7 protein-coding genes are annotated in these 18,420 nt (G+C 60.9%); 2 read left to right on the top strand and 5 right to left on the bottom strand.

Annotated elements, in window-relative coordinates; translation table 11 throughout:
- Positions 1-27: 27 nt before the first annotated feature.
- Positions 28-1,335 carry an ATP-binding protein gene (locus K5D32_RS07425; RefSeq protein ID WP_221599627.1) on the top strand — a complete coding sequence of 436 codons (1,308 nt, stop codon included), beginning with the start codon at positions 28-30 and terminating at the stop codon, positions 1,333-1,335.
- Positions 1,336-1,347: 12 nt separating this feature from the next.
- On the opposite strand, the gene K5D32_RS07420 is transcribed toward K5D32_RS07425, so the two are convergent.
- Entirely contained in the window at positions 1,348-2,769 is a 1,422-nt protein-coding gene (locus tag K5D32_RS07420) for a diaminobutyrate--2-oxoglutarate transaminase (protein ID WP_221599624.1), read from the bottom strand.
- Between the two features lie 37 nt (positions 2,770-2,806).
- A complete protein-coding gene (locus K5D32_RS07415; RefSeq protein WP_221593310.1) occupies positions 2,807-3,022 on the bottom strand; it encodes an MbtH family NRPS accessory protein in 216 nt (71 codons plus the stop codon).
- 203 nt (positions 3,023-3,225) lie between these two features.
- Between K5D32_RS07415 and fhuF the strand changes: the two genes are divergently transcribed.
- A complete protein-coding gene (fhuF, locus tag K5D32_RS07410) occupies positions 3,226-3,954 on the top strand; it encodes a siderophore-iron reductase FhuF (protein ID WP_221599623.1) in 729 nt (242 codons plus the stop codon).
- Here the strand turns inward: fhuF and K5D32_RS07405 are convergent, their stop codons facing one another.
- Genes K5D32_RS07405 through K5D32_RS07395 form a run of 3 tightly spaced genes read right to left on the bottom strand, consistent with a single transcriptional unit; the run spans position 3,955 to position 18,418 of the window.
- Positions 3,955-5,598 (bottom strand): cyclic peptide export ABC transporter, encoded by a 1,644-nt coding sequence (locus tag K5D32_RS07405; protein WP_221599622.1) that lies wholly within the window; start codon positions 5,596-5,598, stop codon positions 3,955-3,957. It lies immediately after the preceding gene.
- Positions 5,595-9,392 (bottom strand): non-ribosomal peptide synthetase, encoded by a 3,798-nt coding sequence (locus K5D32_RS07400; RefSeq protein ID WP_221599621.1) that lies wholly within the window; start codon positions 9,390-9,392, stop codon positions 5,595-5,597. The genes K5D32_RS07405 and K5D32_RS07400 overlap by 4 nt, the downstream gene beginning before the upstream one ends.
- Positions 9,389-18,418: a non-ribosomal peptide synthetase gene (locus tag K5D32_RS07395; protein ID WP_221599620.1), complete on the bottom strand. Its 9,030-nt coding sequence runs from the start codon at positions 18,416-18,418 to the stop codon at positions 9,389-9,391. Before K5D32_RS07395 ends, K5D32_RS07400 begins: the two co-directional genes overlap by 4 nt.
- Positions 18,419-18,420 lie beyond the last annotated feature (2 nt).

Genomic DNA, 18,420 nt, shown 5'->3' with positions numbered 1-18,420 from the left:
ACTTCCCTGAAAAAATAATGGATCGCCATGTTCAAGATGCTCGCCCGGCTTTACCTGATCATGCTGGTGACCTATGGCGTCGCGCTGTTTGCGATTCCTGAAGTGGTACTGAAGTGGTTCAACCAGCAAACCATCACCTACAACCAGGATCAGGCCAAGGGTACGCTGAGCCAGATCAGGAAACGCTTCAATCAGACACCACAAGCAGACTGGCCAGCCCTTGAAAACGAACTCAAGGCAGATTTTGCGCCGTCTCGGTTGAGGCTTGTCTCGATAGACGATCCCGGCCTGACAGCGCCTGAACGCAAGGCACTCAAGCAAGGCCTGAATGCCGTGCGTTCGGACAATTATGGTGAACTGGGCACCGCGCTCACGCTTATTGCACCGGACACGGTTGTCGAACTGGTCGCGCCCGATGCGCCTGTCGATATCAACATCATGTACTGGCTGATCAATATTCTGATCGGTGCCGCATTGCTGGCCTGCCTGCTGATATGGATCTGGCCTCACTGGCGCGATCTGCAACGGCTCAAGCGTACGGCGATGACCCTGGGCAGCGGCAATCTGGCCGAGCGAACGCAAATCTCACCACGCTCGAACATTGGTGATCTGGCCCAGGTGTTCGACAAGATGGCTCAGGATATCGAAGGCCTGCTCAATCAGCAGCAGGAGCTCTTGAATGCGGTATCCCATGAGTTGCGTACCCCCTTGTCGAGGCTGGAGTTCGGCATGGCGCTGGTCATGGCCGATCCCCTGGAGGCACCGACAAGGCTGCGTCTTGAACAGATGGTGGGCCACATCAGGGAGCTGGATTCCCTGATCGACGAACTGCTTTCCTACACTCGCCTGAAATCACCGAACCAGCGTCCATTGCCCGAGGCAATGCCACTGCAAACGTATCTGGACAGCGTGCTGGGTGGCTTCATCGATGAACAGGAAAACAAGGGATTCACGTTACTGCTGTGCCTTGAGGATGCCGCAGGATACTTTGCCCTTGATCCTCGCCTGACTGCACGCGCCCTGCAGAATCTGGTCGGCAATGCCATTCGATACTGTGAGAAGGTGGTGCGGGTCAGTGCCGGTCTGACGGAGCAAGGCCTTGTCATCAGTGTCGAGGATGACGGGATTGGCATCCCTGTTGCCGAGCAGGAGCACATCTTCGAGCCGTTCTATCGTCTGGATCGAAGTCGCGACCGGGTCACCGGTGGATTCGGCCTGGGGCTGGCGATCAGTCGACAGGCTATTGAATGCCAGGGTGGCAGGATAACCGTCGACTCATCGCCATTGGGAGGCGCAAGGTTTGAGATATTCTTGCCAGCCCCAAAGGCTTGCTAAATAACTTGCGACTTACGCGCTGTGCAAGGCCTTGCCTTTAACCTGCGCAATCGCCTTCTCCAGAGCAACCTGAAACACCCCGACCAGCACATCGATTTCTTCGGCCTGAATAATCAACGGCGGCAGGAAACGCACGACCGCTCCGTGGCGCCCGCCAAGCTCCAGAATGACACCCAGATGCAGGCATTGGCGCTGAATGGCTTGGGCCAGCGCTGTATCTGCTGCTGGCACACGGCTGTCGCCCGGCGTATCGCTGACGATTTCCACACCGACCATCAGGCCGCGACCGCGAACCTGACCCAGGCATGGATAATCACTCTGCAACTGGCGCAGCGAACTCATCAGGCGTTGGCCCATGACGTCGGCATGTCCCGGCAGGTTTTCGCTGATGATATGGCGCAGGGTTGCAGCGCCTGCGGCCATGGCCATCTGATTGCCGCGGAATGTGCCAGCGTGGGAACCGGGCTTCCAGGTGTCCAGTTCTTCCCGGTAAACCACCACGGACAACGGCAAGCCGCCGCCAATGGCTTTGGACAGTACGAGAATGTCCGGCTCGATGCCCGCATGCTCGAAAGCGAAGAGTTTGCCGGTACGACCGATGCCGGTCTGTACTTCGTCGATGATCAGTGCAACGCCATGTTTGCGGGTCAACTGGCGCAAGCCCTGAAGCCAGCGTACCGGCGCAGGAATCACGCCGCCCTCGCCCTGCACGACTTCGACCACGATGGCTGCCGGAGGCAACACGCCTGATTCCGGATCGCCCAGAAACTGCTCGATGAAATGCAGCCCGGCATCGATACCCGCTTCACCGCCGATGCCGAACGGGCAGCGGTAGTCGTAGGGATACGGCAGAAACTGCACGTCGGCCATCAGCGAACCCAGCGCCTGTTTCGGCCCCAGGTTGCCCATCAGGCTCAAGGTGCCCAGGGTCATGCCGTGATAACCGCCGGAGAACGACAGGATGGGTTTGCGTCCGGTGGCAATACGCGCCAGCTTCAATGCCGCCTCAATGCCATCGGCACCGGTAGGACCACAGAACTGGATACGTGCATGACGGGCAAAATTTTCTGGCAGCGCAGCAAACAGGTCTTCGACAAAACGATCCTTGACCGGCGTCGTCAGGTCCAGGGTATGCAGGGGCAAACCGGAGTCCAGCGTCTGGCGCATGGCTTCGATGGCGACCGGGTGATTGTGCCCAAGGGCCAGGGTTCCCGCTCCCGCCAGGCAGTCCATGAACAACTGGCCTTGAGTATCGCGTACATAAAGGCCATGAGCTTCTTGCAGGGCCAGTGGAATGCGGCGCGGATAAGAACGGGCATTCGATTCACGGGCAGCCTGACGTTGCAGGTACTCGTTGCTATTCAGTTCACGGGGTGCTTGCTGACGAAACTGCTCCAGTGTGAAGGTTGCACTGGATGCCTGGACGCTTTCCATATTGAATCCCTGAAATTGAAAACACGGTCGCAGGCGATCAGCCCTGCCCTTGTACCTGCATGGCCTGACGCAGGCTCAGCGGGCGCATGTCGGTCCAGACTTTCTCGATATAGCTCAGGCATTCTTCCTTGCTGCCCTGAACATCGAGAGTGCGCCAGCCTTCGGGCACACTGCGATAGTCCGGCCAGATCGAGTACTGTTCCTCAGCATTGACTACAACCAGAAAGCGCGTATCCGGACTGTCCAGACTCATTGTTATTCTCCTTGATGGGTTGTTGATACATTCTCGATACATTACTACGAATGGTAGCAATTCTCATTAATATTTTATTACCTTTACATCCCTCTCGACCGCCGATGGCGAAGATGAACAGTCGCAAGACGCTGGCGCCCTGTTTATACTTCCAGCCCCTCTGAACGATAACTGCTCTCAATCAGCGGTCCACGGATGAGTCGATGATTCCCAGCCTTGCCCCGCTGTTCACCGGTCCTCTCGCCGACTACGGTGAGAAACTGCAACTGCGCAGCCTTCCACGGGCCGACGTGTCGGGCGACCTGTTCTTTGAGCACGAACATTTCAGTGCATTCATCGATGGCCTGTTGCTGCACTACAAGACCGATGAGCGTCTGGCCCTGGTATCGCTGTGGTCCAAGTGGTACTTCAGCACTTTCATGGCTCCGGTAATGGCCGCCAGCCTGCTGCAACAATCCGCACTGCCCCTTGCCCTGGCCGATACAGGCCTGCAACTGGGCGCCGATTCCAGACCCAAGGCACTGCATCTGGCCCATGTCGGCAAACCTCTGCCAGCCTGCTCGGCCTTCGAGCGCTTTCATGACCTGATCGACAATCACCTGACACCTGTCATCGACGCCCTGGTCAAAGTTACCCGCGCATCGCCCCGGTTGTTCTGGAGCAATGCCGGCAATACCTTCGAGTTCGTCACCAGCCGTCTCGATCTGCACCCGCTGGCCAGCCCGCAAAGCACCGCGCCCGCCAAAGAAATCCTCACTGCCCGCCTGCGTCCTGATGGCCGACGCAATCCGCTGTTCGCCCCCGTGCGTTATCACGACACTGGTGCAAGCGAGCCCCTGCGCCTGAGGCGCATCTGCTGCATCCGCTACCGGCTTCCCGGTGTCGGCTATTGCAGCAGTTGTCCTCTGGATGAATGCAGGCAGCAGGACTGACTATTTCACCAACTGGAATGGGTTTTCGGTTTCCCGGTCGTAATCCACCAGATGGCCGTAATCCAGGCGATAGACCCGGTCGGCCACATCGAAATAACGGTCGTCGTGAGTGATGGCGATCACCGTCTTGCCAGCGGCTTTCAGCTCGGGCAGCAGATCGTTGTAGAACACATGACGGAATACCGGGTCCTGATCCGCCGCCCATTCGTCCAGCAGGAAGACTTCCCGGCCTTCCATCATCAGCATCAACAGCGCCAGACGCTTGCGCTGGCCCATGGACAAGGATGTGGTGGACAGACGTCCGGCCGCGAACTCGACCTTGTGGGCCAGCCCCAGACGCTCCAGATAATGATCCACCCGCGCCTCCAGCCCTTCATGATTCCCGGCTTCGCCCAGCACATCGGCGAACAGATAGAAGTCGGCAAAGATGGCGGCGAAATGTTCGCGATGCCACTCGCTGGTACTGGCATCGAGCACCACGCCATTGAGCGAAACCTGCCCTGAAGTAGGCACATAGAGCCCAGTCAGCAACTTGGCCAGGGTCGACTTGCCGCTGCCATTGCCACCGACAATGAAAATCAGCTCGCCACGACGGATCGACAGATCCACCGGCCCCAGCTCAAAGGCAAATTCGTCACTCTGGCCGGGGTAGCGATAACTCACGTTCGACAGACGCAGCTCTTCAAAGGGCTGCGACCCCTGTGCCGGTGTCGTGAACTGCACCGTTTCGCCAAGGGCCAGGGCATCGATGGCCTGCAAGGCTACATGGCCACGAATGACGGCGGGAATGGCATCCAGAATCATCGAGATCGGCGTGCGCAAGAACATGATTGCCAGTACGTAACCCACCACCACCTGCTGATTCAGCCAGCCGAGCCCTTGGCCGAGAAAGAACAGCGTGCCGATCAGTACGAATACCAGCAGAGTCGTCCAGTTGAGGTTGATGGCCCACAAGGTATCGGCGCGCACCGAGGCATCCAGCGAGGCGCGGGCGATGGGCTCCAGCTTGTGCTGATAGAGCTGGTGACGACGCTGGCGGCTCAGGCCCAGTTCGCAACGGCCATGAATGGCGGCCTCGAACTGCTCGGTCAACTGGTCATCCTGGCGTCGTACGGCTTGCATCAGGGTCTTGACCTTGCGCCCGAGCAGCACATCAAGGCCGACCCCGAAGGCAATGACTACCAGCGTCAGGAAGAAGAACGGCAGGCTCAGCCAGGCCATGTACGCCAGCCCCGTCAACAACAACAGGCCGTTGTACAACGAAATCGGCAGTTGCTTGAACGCCGTGGCAACAGTGGTCACGTCCTTGGTCAGTGCGTTATAGATACGCGGGCTGCCCAGTCGCTCGATGCGCTCCAGCGCAGTGCCCAGCACCTTGCCCACCAGTCGCAGACGCAACTGGTAAACCAGACGATGGCCGATCTGCACCAACAACCATTGCGAAGTGATGCCGCTGATAAACAACAGGATCAACAAGCCGCCGAATATCAGCAAGGCCTGGCCGATATCGCCAGGGCCTTGTTCCAGACTGCGGTTGATGTAGCCGATCAGGCCGATACTCGCCGCTGCACTCAAGGCACTGCTCAGCACCGCAAGAAAGATGCGCCACCGAGCGTTATGCAGCAGTTCTTTCAATAGAATCATGACGCCGATACCACCTTGGCAGAAGTTTCCAACAGTAGAGGCAACAGGCTTTCGGCCAGTCGAGGTTCGCCAGGTATTTCGTGATGGCCTACGTCCAGCGTCCATTGGCGAACGGCCTGCTGCGCATGCGCTTGCCATTGGGCACGCAGATCGGCATGGACATTGCCACGCCACACCCAGACCGGCACATCGACGACAGGCAAGGCCTGCTCATACAGGCGCGTCTTGATCGAGCGATACTGCTTCAACAGTGCAAGCAGTTCGGCGTCAGCCGCTTCCCATTGCAGATGCGAACGCACCTGAGGATCGTTGAGCAACAGGGTAACGCCTTCGGCATAGTCATGACTGGCCAGCAGGCTCGTCAAGCGCTCGCGCAGCGATTCGCCAATCGGCTGCGCGTGGCTGCGGCAATAAAAGGCAAAGTCGGCAATCAACTGCCCTGCTTCATCGCCCTCGCCCGCCAGACTGCGCTGGGCATCGTGATCGAGCACTGCAAGCCCGGCGATGTTAAAACCACTTGCCTGCAAGTGCGGCACCAGCAACAAGGCCAGTCGCGAAGCCAGGCTCCAGCCCAGCAGCACCAGCGGCCGCTTTTTCAATTCGACGGGAATGCTCGTCACATAGCGCTGCAATAGCGCATCCATGGTGCTTTCATCCCAGCCCTCTTCCAATGCCGCCAGGCCAAAGACCGAGACTTGAGCACCCAGATTGTCCACCAGCGGCTGATAGGCATGCAGATGCCCCTGGGCTCCGTGAACCAGCAACACGGTCGGTGACTGCTCGTGCGCTTCATTGAGGACCTTCCAGGGGCCGCTACTCTCGCCGTCGCCCAAGCCACTCACCAGATCGCGCACGGTATGGCGCTCGAACAACAGATTGGTCGGCAGATTGAGTGCCAAGCGTTCACGCAGCAGAGAGATCACCTTGATCGCCGCCAGCGAGTGCCCGCCGACGGTAAAGAAGTTGTCGGTAACGCCCAGATCCTCGACACCCAGCACTTCGCACCAGATGGCCAGAATGGCGGTTTCCAGCTCCCCAACGGGTGCCACGCGAGTATTTTGCAAACGCTGCCGGGCACGCTCCAACAGGTTCTTGCGGTCCAGCTTGCCGTTGCTGTTCAGTGGCAGAGCCTTGAGTTCCAGAATGCCGCTGGGCAGCATGTAGTCCGGTAACTGGCGAGCCAGGCTGTCGCGCAGTTGTTCGGCGCTTTGCAAACCGGCTTCATCCTTGACGATAAAAGCCAGCAGACGCGCATGATCGCCTTCGCCATCCAGCAGCACCGCAGCCTGCGATACGCCCGGCTGTGCAAGCAGTGCCTGCTCGACTTCCGCCAGTTCCAGGCGGAAACCGCGAATTTTCACTTGCTGATCGTTACGCCCTAGAATGCGCAGTGCGCCATTGGCCTGACGCAAGGCCAGGTCGCCGGTGCGATACAGGCGTCTGCTGCTGAGCGGGTCGACACCAAAGGCATTGCTGCCCGCATTTCCCACATAGCCGCCCACATAGCCGCGACCGACACTGGCACCACTGATGCACAACTCGCCCGCCTGCCCCGGTGGCACCGGACGCTGCTGCTCGTCCAGCAAATGGATGCTGTTATCTCCCAGCACCTGATTCAACGCACTGCCTGCCACGCCCTGATCGAGATCAATCGCCCGCCATAGCACGCCGACCGTGGTTTCGGTAGGGCCGTAGTGGTTGTACAGGCGACAGGCCGGTTTCGCCTCGGCCAGACGGCTCAGCAACGGTTCACCGATGGGTTCCCCGCCCAACACCAGCACCTGACGCGGAAGCACGTCAGTGGCGTGCTCACCCATCAGGGCTTCAAGGTGCGAAGGCACGATCTTGAGAACATCCAGCGGATGGCGCTTGAGTTCTTCGGCAAAAGCCTGGGCATCGGTCACGGTGGATTGCTCCAGCACATGCACGCACCCGCCTTGCAGCCAGGCCGGGAACAGCACGGTATTGCCCAGATCCGCGAGCAGCGACGACACCAGTCCATAATGCCCGCCTTCGGGCAATTGCAGTGCCCGGGTCACTTGCGTGGCGTAATGGCGCAACTGAGCCTGTTCGATCTGTACGCCTTTAGGCTTGCCGCTGGTGCCCGAGGTATAGAGCACATAAGCCAGATCCTGCGCAGCAGCGGACACCGGCGTATCGAATACCGGCCCGTTGCTGGCGTCTGACCAGTTCAGGGTTGCAAGCGAGGTTTCGGGCAACAGACCTTCTGCGTGCAACAACAGCGCCGGGCGTGCGTCGTCGAGAATACCGGCCAGACGCAACGGTGGCTGCTTCGGGTCCAGCGGCAGGTACGCGGCACCGACCTTGAAGCAGGCCAGCATCGCCACCAGCATTTCTGCGCCCCGTGGCAAGTAAAGACCGACCAGTTTCTCGCGGCCGACACCGGCCTGATGCAGGCTGCCAGCCACCCGGTCGCTCAGTGCATCGAGTTCGGCGTAGGTGAATATCTGGTCCCCATAGCGCAGCGCAGCGCGAGCCGGTTGCGTGCGAGCGTGCTCGCGCAAGGTGGCGACGATATCGAGATCAGCCTCCAGCTCAGGGCGCGTCGCTGCGGCCTGCAGCTCTTCAGGCAGATGAAGGTCAAACCCATTGATCAGGCCGTTGGGCGACTGCACCAGTTGTTCCAGCCAATGGACAAAACGTTGCAGCAACACCTTTGCCTGCTCGCCACGGTACAGGCCATCGTCATAGGCCAGTGCAAGCTGTCCACCGCCTTGTGCATCCAGGGTCAATTGCAGGTGCAGTTCCACTGGTGTGTCGAAAGACAGCACTTGCAGGTCTTGCAGCTTCGGCGTGTGCAGAACCCGCAGGCCGGTCTGGAAACTGGCACGCCACTCCGGCAGCAGTTGGGCCTGCCCCACATATTCCTGCCACTCGACAGCGTTTTCCAGTTGGCGGCTCAGTTGCCGGGCCAGATTGACCAGGGTGCTGTGTTCGGAGAGCTGCACCACCATCGGCAAGGTCTGCTCGAAAACACCATAAGCGCCCTGCAGCTCTTCATAGTCATCCCGAGGGTCGTGTTGCACGCCAAGCTGGCCATGCTGCTGACCATTGAGCCTGCCCAGCAGCGAACCCCAGGCCGCCAGCACGAGTTGCTCGACGTCCACGCCTTCGCGTTCGGCCAACGCACTCAACGCTGTCGGCAATGCCTGGGCAAGCTCCAACTGAACCAGCCCATGGCGGCCACTGGCAATGCCATAACGCTCGATCAGGCGCATCCCCGGCACATCCTGCAACGCCAGATTGCGCCAGAACTGCGCGCCCTGTTCGGCGTCTTCGTCCAGTTGCAGGCCGTTGATCCACTCGACATATTCGCCGTACTGCATGGGCTCGGCTTCCAGCGCGGCACTGCGGCCCAGCAAGTGCTCCTGCAACTGGAGCAGGCTGCGCTGATCCAGCGAGTAAACCGGGACCGCCAGCAGCAAACTATCGTCCAGCAGCCAGGCCAGCACATCCGGCTGCTCAGCCTGACAATGGCGCTGAGCTTCGTCCAGCCAGCCTTGTGCATCATGGCCATCACTGGCCCGAGCCTGACGCCAGTCCAGGCGCAGCTCGTGGTGTTCGGCAACCCGCTGGCGCAGCGCTGTGGCACCGACCGGGCGCTGATAGCGCAGGCGCAGGGCCTCGTGTTGCTCCAGGCAGGCACGCAAACGTTGTTCGATGCTGCCTGCGGTCACGCCCGCCAGTTGCATCCGAACCCAGCGCCAGGCCTGAGGATTGGCCTGGGCCAGTTGTTTCTGTTGCGGGGAAAGCGTCAGTCCAAGATCCATCATGGGTTCAACTCTGCGTGGGGCGCTTCGGTCTGCGCCGGGGCAGCCATTACCTGATCACGGCCATAGATCTCGCCCATGGCCACCACAATCTTTCGCTCGCCATCGAACGGGTCCCGGGCATGGGCCGCCAGCATGTTATCTAGCATCACCACATCGCCCTGCTGCCAGTCGAAGCGCACGGCGCAACGGTCGTAAGCGGCATTGATGGCTTCGATGGCGCTGTCTTCAAGCTCCGAGCCGTCACCGTAGAACACCTGTCGCGGCATGGTCGCTTCGCCATCGCGCAGGAACTGCTCGCGGATATCGGCATCAAGGAAAGCCGGATGGTAGAGCTGGATCTGGTTGAAGAAGCTCTCTTCGCCGGTCAGCGGATGCAGAATCACCGCCGGGCAGACCTGACGAGTGTGCAGGTCGTTGGCACCGCGCCACTGGAACTCGATATTGCTTTCACGGCAGATCCGCTCGACGTCGGCACGCTCCTCGGTCTGGAAGAAGTGCTGCCAACTGACGTCCAGGCTGGTGCTGAAATTGCGCACGTACATCAATTGTTTGCTGCGCAGCTTCGCTTGCAGCCAGGCCGGCAGCTCGCGATAGACCTCGCGGCTGTCGACAATCGGCGTAGCACCACCGGTAGTGGCCGGAATCTCGCAGTAGAACCACTGACGACGCGGCCAGCGATGCTGATGCGCGCTCTCGTTGTGGAACAGGATCATCCGGTCCTTGGGGTATGGCGTGGACTTGTAGATGTTCTTGCCGCCCTCTTTCTTGGGCAAGTCGCCGTACTGGCCGTAGAGCTGCGGGCACAGGGCCTGGCAGAAACTCTCGAAATCCACCGGGGTCGGCAGGTCGAAACCACGGAACAGAATGCCGCCATGCTCGCGCAACCAGTTCTCGACCTTGTCACGGTTGGCCTCGGCCCAGATGGCCGGTGCCAGTTCGCGGTCGCGCAGGGTTACCAGCAAGGGAAATTTCGAGCCTTCGCGCAACGGTCGGGCTTCGATGGGCTCGCGGGCTGCGGGAGAAGCGCTCTGGCGCATCTTGCCCAATTTGCTCATCTTGCGTTGCACCGGGTTGTCCGTGGACATTGCAGCAGCTCCCTTTACTGTCGGAATCAAGGTATCAATAGGGTTTTCAGGCGCGACGAGGGCCATCTCCAGCAGCGAGGAAAAGGCATCGCGCAGGCGTTCAATGGTCGCCGGGCGGAACAGGCTGGTGCGATATACCCAGCGCAGGCTGATCGCGTCACCGTCTTCACTGGCAAACAGCGCCATGTCGAACTTGGAATGATGCTGCTCGCCGGTCAGTGGCTCGACCTGCAGATTGCCCAACTGGCGTTGCTGACGCGGCGTGTTGTCCAGGACGAACAGCGTTTGCAGCAGCGGATGCAGATTGGCCACCCGAGGCAGTTCCAGACTCTCGACGACGCGCTCGAACGGCGTGTCCTGCCAGGCGAATGCTTGCAGGCAAAGCTCCCGGACCTGCTGCGCCTGCTCACGGAAACTCAGCTCCGGTTGCAGGCGAATACGCAAGGCCAGCAGGTTGACGAAGAAGCCGATCAGCGACTCGGTGGCGGGATGGTCGCGGTTAGCCACATCGGTGCCGATCACCAGATCGCGGCCTTGCGTCTCGCGTTGCAACACGGCGGCATAGCAGGTCAGCAACAGCATGAACGGCGAAGTACCGCTGTCCTGGGCAAAGGCTTTAAGGCGCTCAACCGTGGTGGCTGACAACTGAAAGTCAAGGGCTGCGCCGATGCCGCTGTCACGCTCGGGGCGCGGGAAGTCGAACGGCAAAGGCACGTGCGCGGGAATCCCGGCCAGGGTGCGTCGCCAGAAATCCAGGCCTTCACGCTGACGCAACTGAACCGCAGGCGAGCCCTGCCACACCGCATAATCGACGTACTGGATCGGCAACTCTTCCTGCGCAGGTTGCAGCCCGGCGCTATAGGCTTCGTAGCCCTGAATCAGCTCATCCACCAGCACCGCGCCGGACCAGCCATCGGAAGCTATATGGTGCATGACCAGTTGCAGCACATGTTCCTGCTGGTCAATGCGATACAACACGGCCCGCAACGGAGCCTCGTTGCCCAGGTCGAAAGGCCGCAGCGCAACTTCCCGGGCCTCGGCTGGCCATTGGGTTTCGCTGGATGCCGTCACTTGCAGTTCTACCGACAGATCCTTGTGAACCTTCTGACGCAACTCGCCGCCCTGCTGGTGATAAGTGGTGCGCAAGATGGCATGCCGGCTGACCAGCCGCTGCAATGAGCGTTGCAGCGACTGGCCGTCCAGCTCACCGCGCAAGCGTACATTGCTGCTCATATTGAAACTGCTGTCGGCCAGATCCAGTTGTTGCATCAGCCAGACCCGCTGCTGCGCCGAAGACAGCGGCTGTTCGATTTGCCGGTCGACATGAAGAATCGCCAGCGAGCCGATATCCAGATCACGGGCCAAAGCTTCGATCCGTGCAGCCAGTTCGGCCAGTACCGGGGTTTCAAACAGCCAGCGCAGCGGCACTTCAAAGCCCTGCTCGCGCAAGCGCCCACGCACCTGGGCCGCCATCAGCGAATGCCCGCCCAACTGGAAGAAATGACCGTCGGCAGGAATCTGCTGCCGCTTCAGCACTGCGCCCCAGATGTCGGCCAGCAAGGTTTCGCTTGCTGACAGCGGTCGTTGCACGGAGCTGGTTGCAGCGACTTCCAGTTGCAAGCGCGGCAGTTGCTTGCGATCCACTTTGCCGTTGGTGTTGAGCGGTAACTGTTCCAGCGCCTGAAGGTGCGTCGGCAGCATGTAAACCGGCAAGCGCGCCTGCAAATAATCGCGGATCTTGGTTTCGTCAGGCGAGCTGCCAGCTTCTGCCACCCAGAACGCAGCCAGATGCTCACCCTGCACGGCCACGACCGCCTGAACCAGTTTCGGGTGACTGAGCAGAACCGCTTCGATCTCTCCCAGTTCGATGCGGAAACCGCGCAGTTTGATCTGATCGTCGGTGCGCCCCAGGTAATACAACTGCCCATCGGGCTGCCAGCGCGCCAGATCGCCGGTGCGATACAGGCGGCTGCCATCGGTGCTGAACGGGTCGGCAATGAAGCGTTCAGCAGTCAAGCCAGGCTGGCCTGCATAGCCACGGGCCAGGCCCTCACCGGCGATATACAGCTCACCCACGCAACCAGTCGGCACTTCGCACAAATGCTCGTCGAGTACATGGCAACGGGTGTTGAGCAGTGGCCGGCCAATAGGCGCGACCGGTAATTGCAACGCATCGATCGGGGTTTGCGTCGACCAGACCGTGGTTTCTGTCGGGCCATAGACGTTGACCAGATGAGCCACCGATTGCCGCAGCTCGGTGGCCATCTCTGCCGACAAGGCTTCACCGCCTGCCAGCGCCACACGTCCGGCCAGCACCTGACGGTCACCCTGCAACAGCATGGCCCAGGTGGCCGGTGTGGCCTGAATCAGGTCCACGGACTGGTTCTTGATCAGACTGGCGAGCAACACAGGGTCCTGACGCTCGTCATCGTCGGCCAGCACCACGGAACCGCCGCGCACCAGGGGCAGGCACAGCTCCAGGCCACAGATATCGAAGGTGATGGTCGTCAGGGCCAGGTAACGCTGCACGTTTTCCAAAGGCAGCGCCTGCTCCATGGCCAGCAGGAAGTTGGCAAAGTTGCCGCGACTGATCTGCACGCCTTTTGGCTGCCCGGTGGAACCCGAGGTGTAGAGGGTGTAAGCCAGTTGCTGGAGGTTTCTGTCAATCGCCGGAGCCTGTGCCGGGAATTGCGCCAAGTCCAGATCCGCCCAGATATGGCTGCGCAGTTGCTCGGGCAAATCTGCAGCCCGCGCATCGCAGAGCAGCAAGTGTGGCTGCGCCCGATTGAGAATCTGCGCCTGACGGGCTGCCGGATGACCGGGATCGAGCGGCAGGTAGGAAGCACCGGCCTTCTGGATGCCCAGCATGCACACCAGCAGCCTTTCGTCTCGCGGCAGACAGAAGGCAACGGTCGATTCGTGCCCGACGCCCTGCTCCAGCAGCCAGTTGGCCAGTCGATTGGCCTGGGCATCCAGCGCCGCGTAGCTCAAACGCCGATCTGCGCTGTACACCGCCACACGCTCGGGATAGAGAGCGGCCTGGACTTCAAAGCGTGTCACAAAGTCCCCTTCGCAGTGCACGTCCATGGACGCGCCTGCTGTGGCCAGCCTTGCAACCGAACCCAGCGGCACTTCCAGCAGGTTCTGCTGAAGATCAAGACTCGTCAGGCTGCCCAGCAAGCCTTGGTAATCCTCAACCAGCCGTTGCGCGGTTTCAGGGCGCAATATTGCGGTGGCGTACTCGACAATCAGGCGAGTACTGGCATCAGCGCCGCGTCCATAGGTGAACAGGTTGAACGTCAGGTCGAACTTGGCACTGACCACGCCGTCCGGCAGCGCCAGCGACTCCACGCTGACACCTGGCAGGCTGAGGCTGCGGGCGTCGCCATGGTCGATCTGGTAATTGAACAGGTTCTGGAACACCGGCGTGCGATCCAGGTGGCGCTCGAAATCCAGCTTGTCCAGCAATTGCTCGAACGGCAATTCCTGGTGAGCCATGTCATCGGCCAGTTGCCCGTTCAGGGTCTTGATGAAGGCTTGCAGGCTTTGCCGGGCATCGATCTGTACCCGGTGAGCCAGGGTGTTGACGAACAGGCCGACCAAGGCCTGACCCGCTGCCGACGCACGTCCGGCCACCGGCAAGCCGATGGCGAAATCAGTGCGCCCGGCATGCCGCCACAACAGGAGCTGGTAAGCGGCAAAGTACAGCACGAACGGCGTGACACCCAGCGCTCTGGCCTGAGCATCCACTGCCGCACTCAGCGTACCCGGCAAGGCAAATTCTTCACGGGCACCGGCATAATCCTGCACCGCTGGCCGCAGGCAGTGATCGGGCAGTTCCAGAGGTTCATTGCCCAGACCTTGCAGCCGTTGCTGCCAATAACCCAGCAATTGCTGGCCCTGCTCGCCGTCCAGGCGCTCGCGTTGATCCTTGATGAAAGGCAGCAGGCCGGTTGTCGCAGGCGCTGGCTGGTCCTGATAGATCAGCGCGAAGTCCTGCACCAGCAAGCCCATGGACCAGCCGTCCACGGCAATGTGATGCACATTGAACAGCAGGCGGTAATCGCCGGGCGCAATGCTGAAGACATCGATGGCCAGCAACGGCCCGCTGACCAGATCGAAGACACGCCGCGCCGCCTGGGCGATGCTTGCCTGCTGCTCCGATTCGCTCAGGCCGCTGAGGTCATGCAGATTGAAGATCGACGAACCTGTCTCGTCCAGACGCTGCCAGACCTGTCCCTGCTCTTCAAAGAACCGGCAGCGCAACGCTTCATGGCGCTGGACCAGGGCCTGGCAGGTGCTTTGCAGGCGCTGAATATCCAGATCACCGCGCAAGGCCAGCAACTGGGTGACGTTATAAGCGGTTTGCGCCGGATCCAGCTGCTGCATGAACCACACCCGCTGCTGGGCGTGGGACAAGGGTTGCGGTTGATCTGCGGCCTGAATGGCTGCTGGCGGCGTAACAACCTTTGCCGCAACAGGTTTCAAAACCCCGGCCAGTTGCCGAGGCGTCGGGTTCTCCAGCAGTTGCCGAGGCATCAGGCGCAATTCGGCCTTACGCAAACGGGCAATCAATTGCAGGCTGAGGATCGAGTCGCCACCTTCGGCAAAGAAATCGGCATCAGGTCCAAGCCCCGGTTGCTCAAGCAGTTCACGGAAAGCTTCAATCACTGCAAGCAAGGCAGGCTGCTGGCGGCAATCGATGCACAGGGCCATGTCGGCCAGTGTGGAATGCTGCAAAACGTCACGTGGCTTGAGCTTGAGTCCGGCCCGGGAAGCCAGGCCGATCAGTTGCAGACTGAGAATCGAATCACCGCCGAGGGCGAAGAAATCGTCCTCGCGTCCGACCTGAGTACAACCCAGCACCTGACACCACAACTGCGCCAGTTGCTGCTCCGTTTCGCCCGTCGGTGGCTGAACGGCAGCGTTGGCGGCTTCACCCTCAGTCGGCTCAGGCAAGGCGCGACGATCCAGCTTGCCATTGGCGGTCAGCGGCAGTGTCTCCAGCGTCAGCCAATGGGCAGGCAGCATATGCTCCGGCAATTGACGCCGGGCTTCGGTCTGCACATCAGCCAGTTCTTCGGCGCTCAGCGCAGGGCTGATATAAGCCACCAGTTGCGTCCGGCCCTTGATGTCCAGCGCCAGTACCGCGCCTTCGCGAACCTGTGGCCGGGCATTGAGCCAGGCACTGACTTCACCGGGCTCGACCCGGAAACCACGAATCTTGACCTGATCGTCCTGACGACCAAGAAACACCAGACGACCGTTGCGGTCCAGACGAACCCGGTCGCCGCTGCGGTAAAAACGCTGGCCCTGAGCCGTAGAACCGAAGGCCCGCGCAGTCAGCTCAGGCTGACCGAGATAGCCTTGAGCAACCTGCGGGCCTGCAATCAACAGCTCACCGGCGACGCCAACAGGCACCGGAATGTCATTGCCATCGACAATGCGCAACTCGCAGTCCGCCAGCGGTTGGCCCAATGGCAGGTATTGCCCCGGTTCCAGTGAGTCGATGGACTGAATTTCGCCACAGATCACGCCGACCGTGGTTTCCGAAGGCCCGTAGTGGTTGAAGATGCGCAGTTGCGGTGCCAGCTCGCGCACCTGTGCGAACAAGGCCTGATCGAAACCTTCGCCGCCCAGAATCAGCACATCTCTCGGCAGAACGCGCCGGGCATCATCCAGTGCCAGCAAACCGCGCAAATGCGAAGGCGCGATTTTCAGGCAGTCCACTGGCTGTGCGTCGAGGAAATCAGCCCAGCCCGGTGGGTCGAAGGTCAGGGATGCAGGCGGCAGCACCAGCGGAGCACCGGCATTCAGGGCCGCGAATACGCACGTCAGGCCCAGATCCGCAGCCACGGTGGCCAGAGTCGCCCAACGACTGCCCGATTTGGCCTGCAAGCGTTGGCCAACAGCCGTCGCGTAGTGCGCCAGATTGGCATGAGTGACCAGCACGCCCTTGGGCTGGCCGGTCGAGCCCGAGGTGTAGATGAGGTAGGCAGGCAGTTGCGGCTGGCTCAGGCTTTCACTTAAATCCGGAGCAGCATCAGCAGACCAGTCGGCTGAAGTCAGCACCCGATGCGCAATATCCACACCGGTTTCAGGCGCATCAGCCAGGGTCAGCCACAGGCTTGCGCCGCTGTCCTGCAACAGTTGTGCAAGTCGTTGCGACGGCTGGGCAGGGTCAAGAAACAGGCAGACCGCACCCCGCTGCCAGCAGGCCAGGGTCGCCAGCAATTGCTCGGCGCAGCGAGGCATGCACAGCGCAACCACACTCCCCGGCCCGACGCCCTGCCCGGCCAGTTTTGTAGCCAGCGAACGGCTGGCAGCACTCAAGGTTGCGTAATCAATGCTCTGCTCAAGGCTGCACAAGGCCGGAGCATTCGGCGTCTGGGTTGCCCAGTGCTGGACTTGCCGGTCCAGCGGCAACGGCGTCGAACCCAGTGCCGGGCCACTCAGTTTGCTTGGCGGCGAAACCAGTTGCAGTTCGGCCAGGCGACGCTGGGGATGGCTTGCAGCCTGTCCGAGAATCGCCAGCAGATCGTCCAGCATCTGCTCGACTGTTGCAGCCTCGAACAATTCGTCGCTGTATTCCAGCTCGCAGCGCAGGCGCGAGTCGGCGGTGCGCACCATGCGCAGCGTGAGGTCGAAACGGGCATGGCGCTGTGGCGGGTCAAGCACTTCGACCGCGACACCGGGCAATTCCAGGGTACGGCTGGCGGGCAAGTCGACCTGCACGAACATGACCTGGAACAGCGGGCTGGAGCGCGGGCGCTCAAGGCTTTCCAGCACATTCTCGAACGGCAGCAATTGATGATCGAAGGCGGCTGCCACGCTGTCACGGGTGCGCAGCAACGCGCTGGTGAAATCCGGGTTGTCCTGCAACTGCTGACGGATCACCAGGGTGTTGAGCAACGGGCCGATCAAGGGCACCAGCTCTGGCCGGTCACGCTGGGCTGCGGAAGTACCGAGGCAGAGATCGGTTTCGCCGCTGTAGCGGGACAACAGGCAACTGAAAGCCGTCAGGCCGTAGATATACAGCGTCACGCCTTGCTTGCGAATGGATGCTTCGACCGAGGCTGTCAGTTCAGGCGAAAGCTCACGGGCAAGCACCGCGCCGCTATGTCGACGCTGGCTGGCCGCAGGGCGTGCTCGGTCCAGAGGCAAGGCCAGTGGTGCTGGCGCATCCGCCAGTTGGGCACGCCAGAACTCGATGTGCTGCTGGCAACTGTCACTGTCCAGCCATTCCTGTTCCCAGGCCGCGTAATCGGCGTACTGAATGCTCAGCTCAGGTTGCCGTGCGGGCTCATTCAGGGCAAGCGCCCGATAAGCCTCGGCCAGTTCCAGGGTGAGCTGCTGAGCCGACCAGGCGTCGTAGGCCACGTGATGAATGGTGAAAAACAGCCAGGTCGACTGCCCTTGGGCATCGCTGAAAGCCTGCCAGCGCCAGGGTGCCGATTGGGCCAGATCGAAGGGTTCGGCAAGCTGACGGGCATACTCGTCGGCGCACCATTGCTCGTACTCACCGGCAGCCAGGTTCAAGCGCTCGACCTTTGGCAGGGAAACCTGTAAAGGCTCGCAATGAGGCTGCAACTGGCCCTCAGCATCGCTGGTGTAGCGCGTGCGCAGGATCTGGTGGCGGTCGGTCAATTGCTGCATGGCCTGTTGCAGACGCTGGCCATCCAGGTCGCGGTCGAAACGCAGCACCGAGCACAAGTTGTAGAGCGCACGGCTGCTCAGGGCTTCGGCCGACAGAAAGCGCCGTTGTGCCTGAGCCAGCGGCAGACTCTGGCCTTCGCCGGGTACGGCAGGCACGATCGGCAGCCGCCAGCTGTCGATGCCCTTCTCGGCCAGACGCTGACGGAACAGCTTTTTCTTGTCCGCTGGCAAGGAAGCCAGTCGCTGGGCAATCTCCAGGAACGCTTGTTGCGTCATCCCACTCATTC

This window comes from Pseudomonas cichorii (assembly GCF_019719005.1).
GTDB lineage: Bacteria > Pseudomonadota > Gammaproteobacteria > Pseudomonadales > Pseudomonadaceae > Aquipseudomonas > Aquipseudomonas cichorii_E.
The sequence above is the reverse complement of the archived record's forward strand: the minus strand, read 5'-3'. Positions and strand labels throughout refer to the sequence as shown.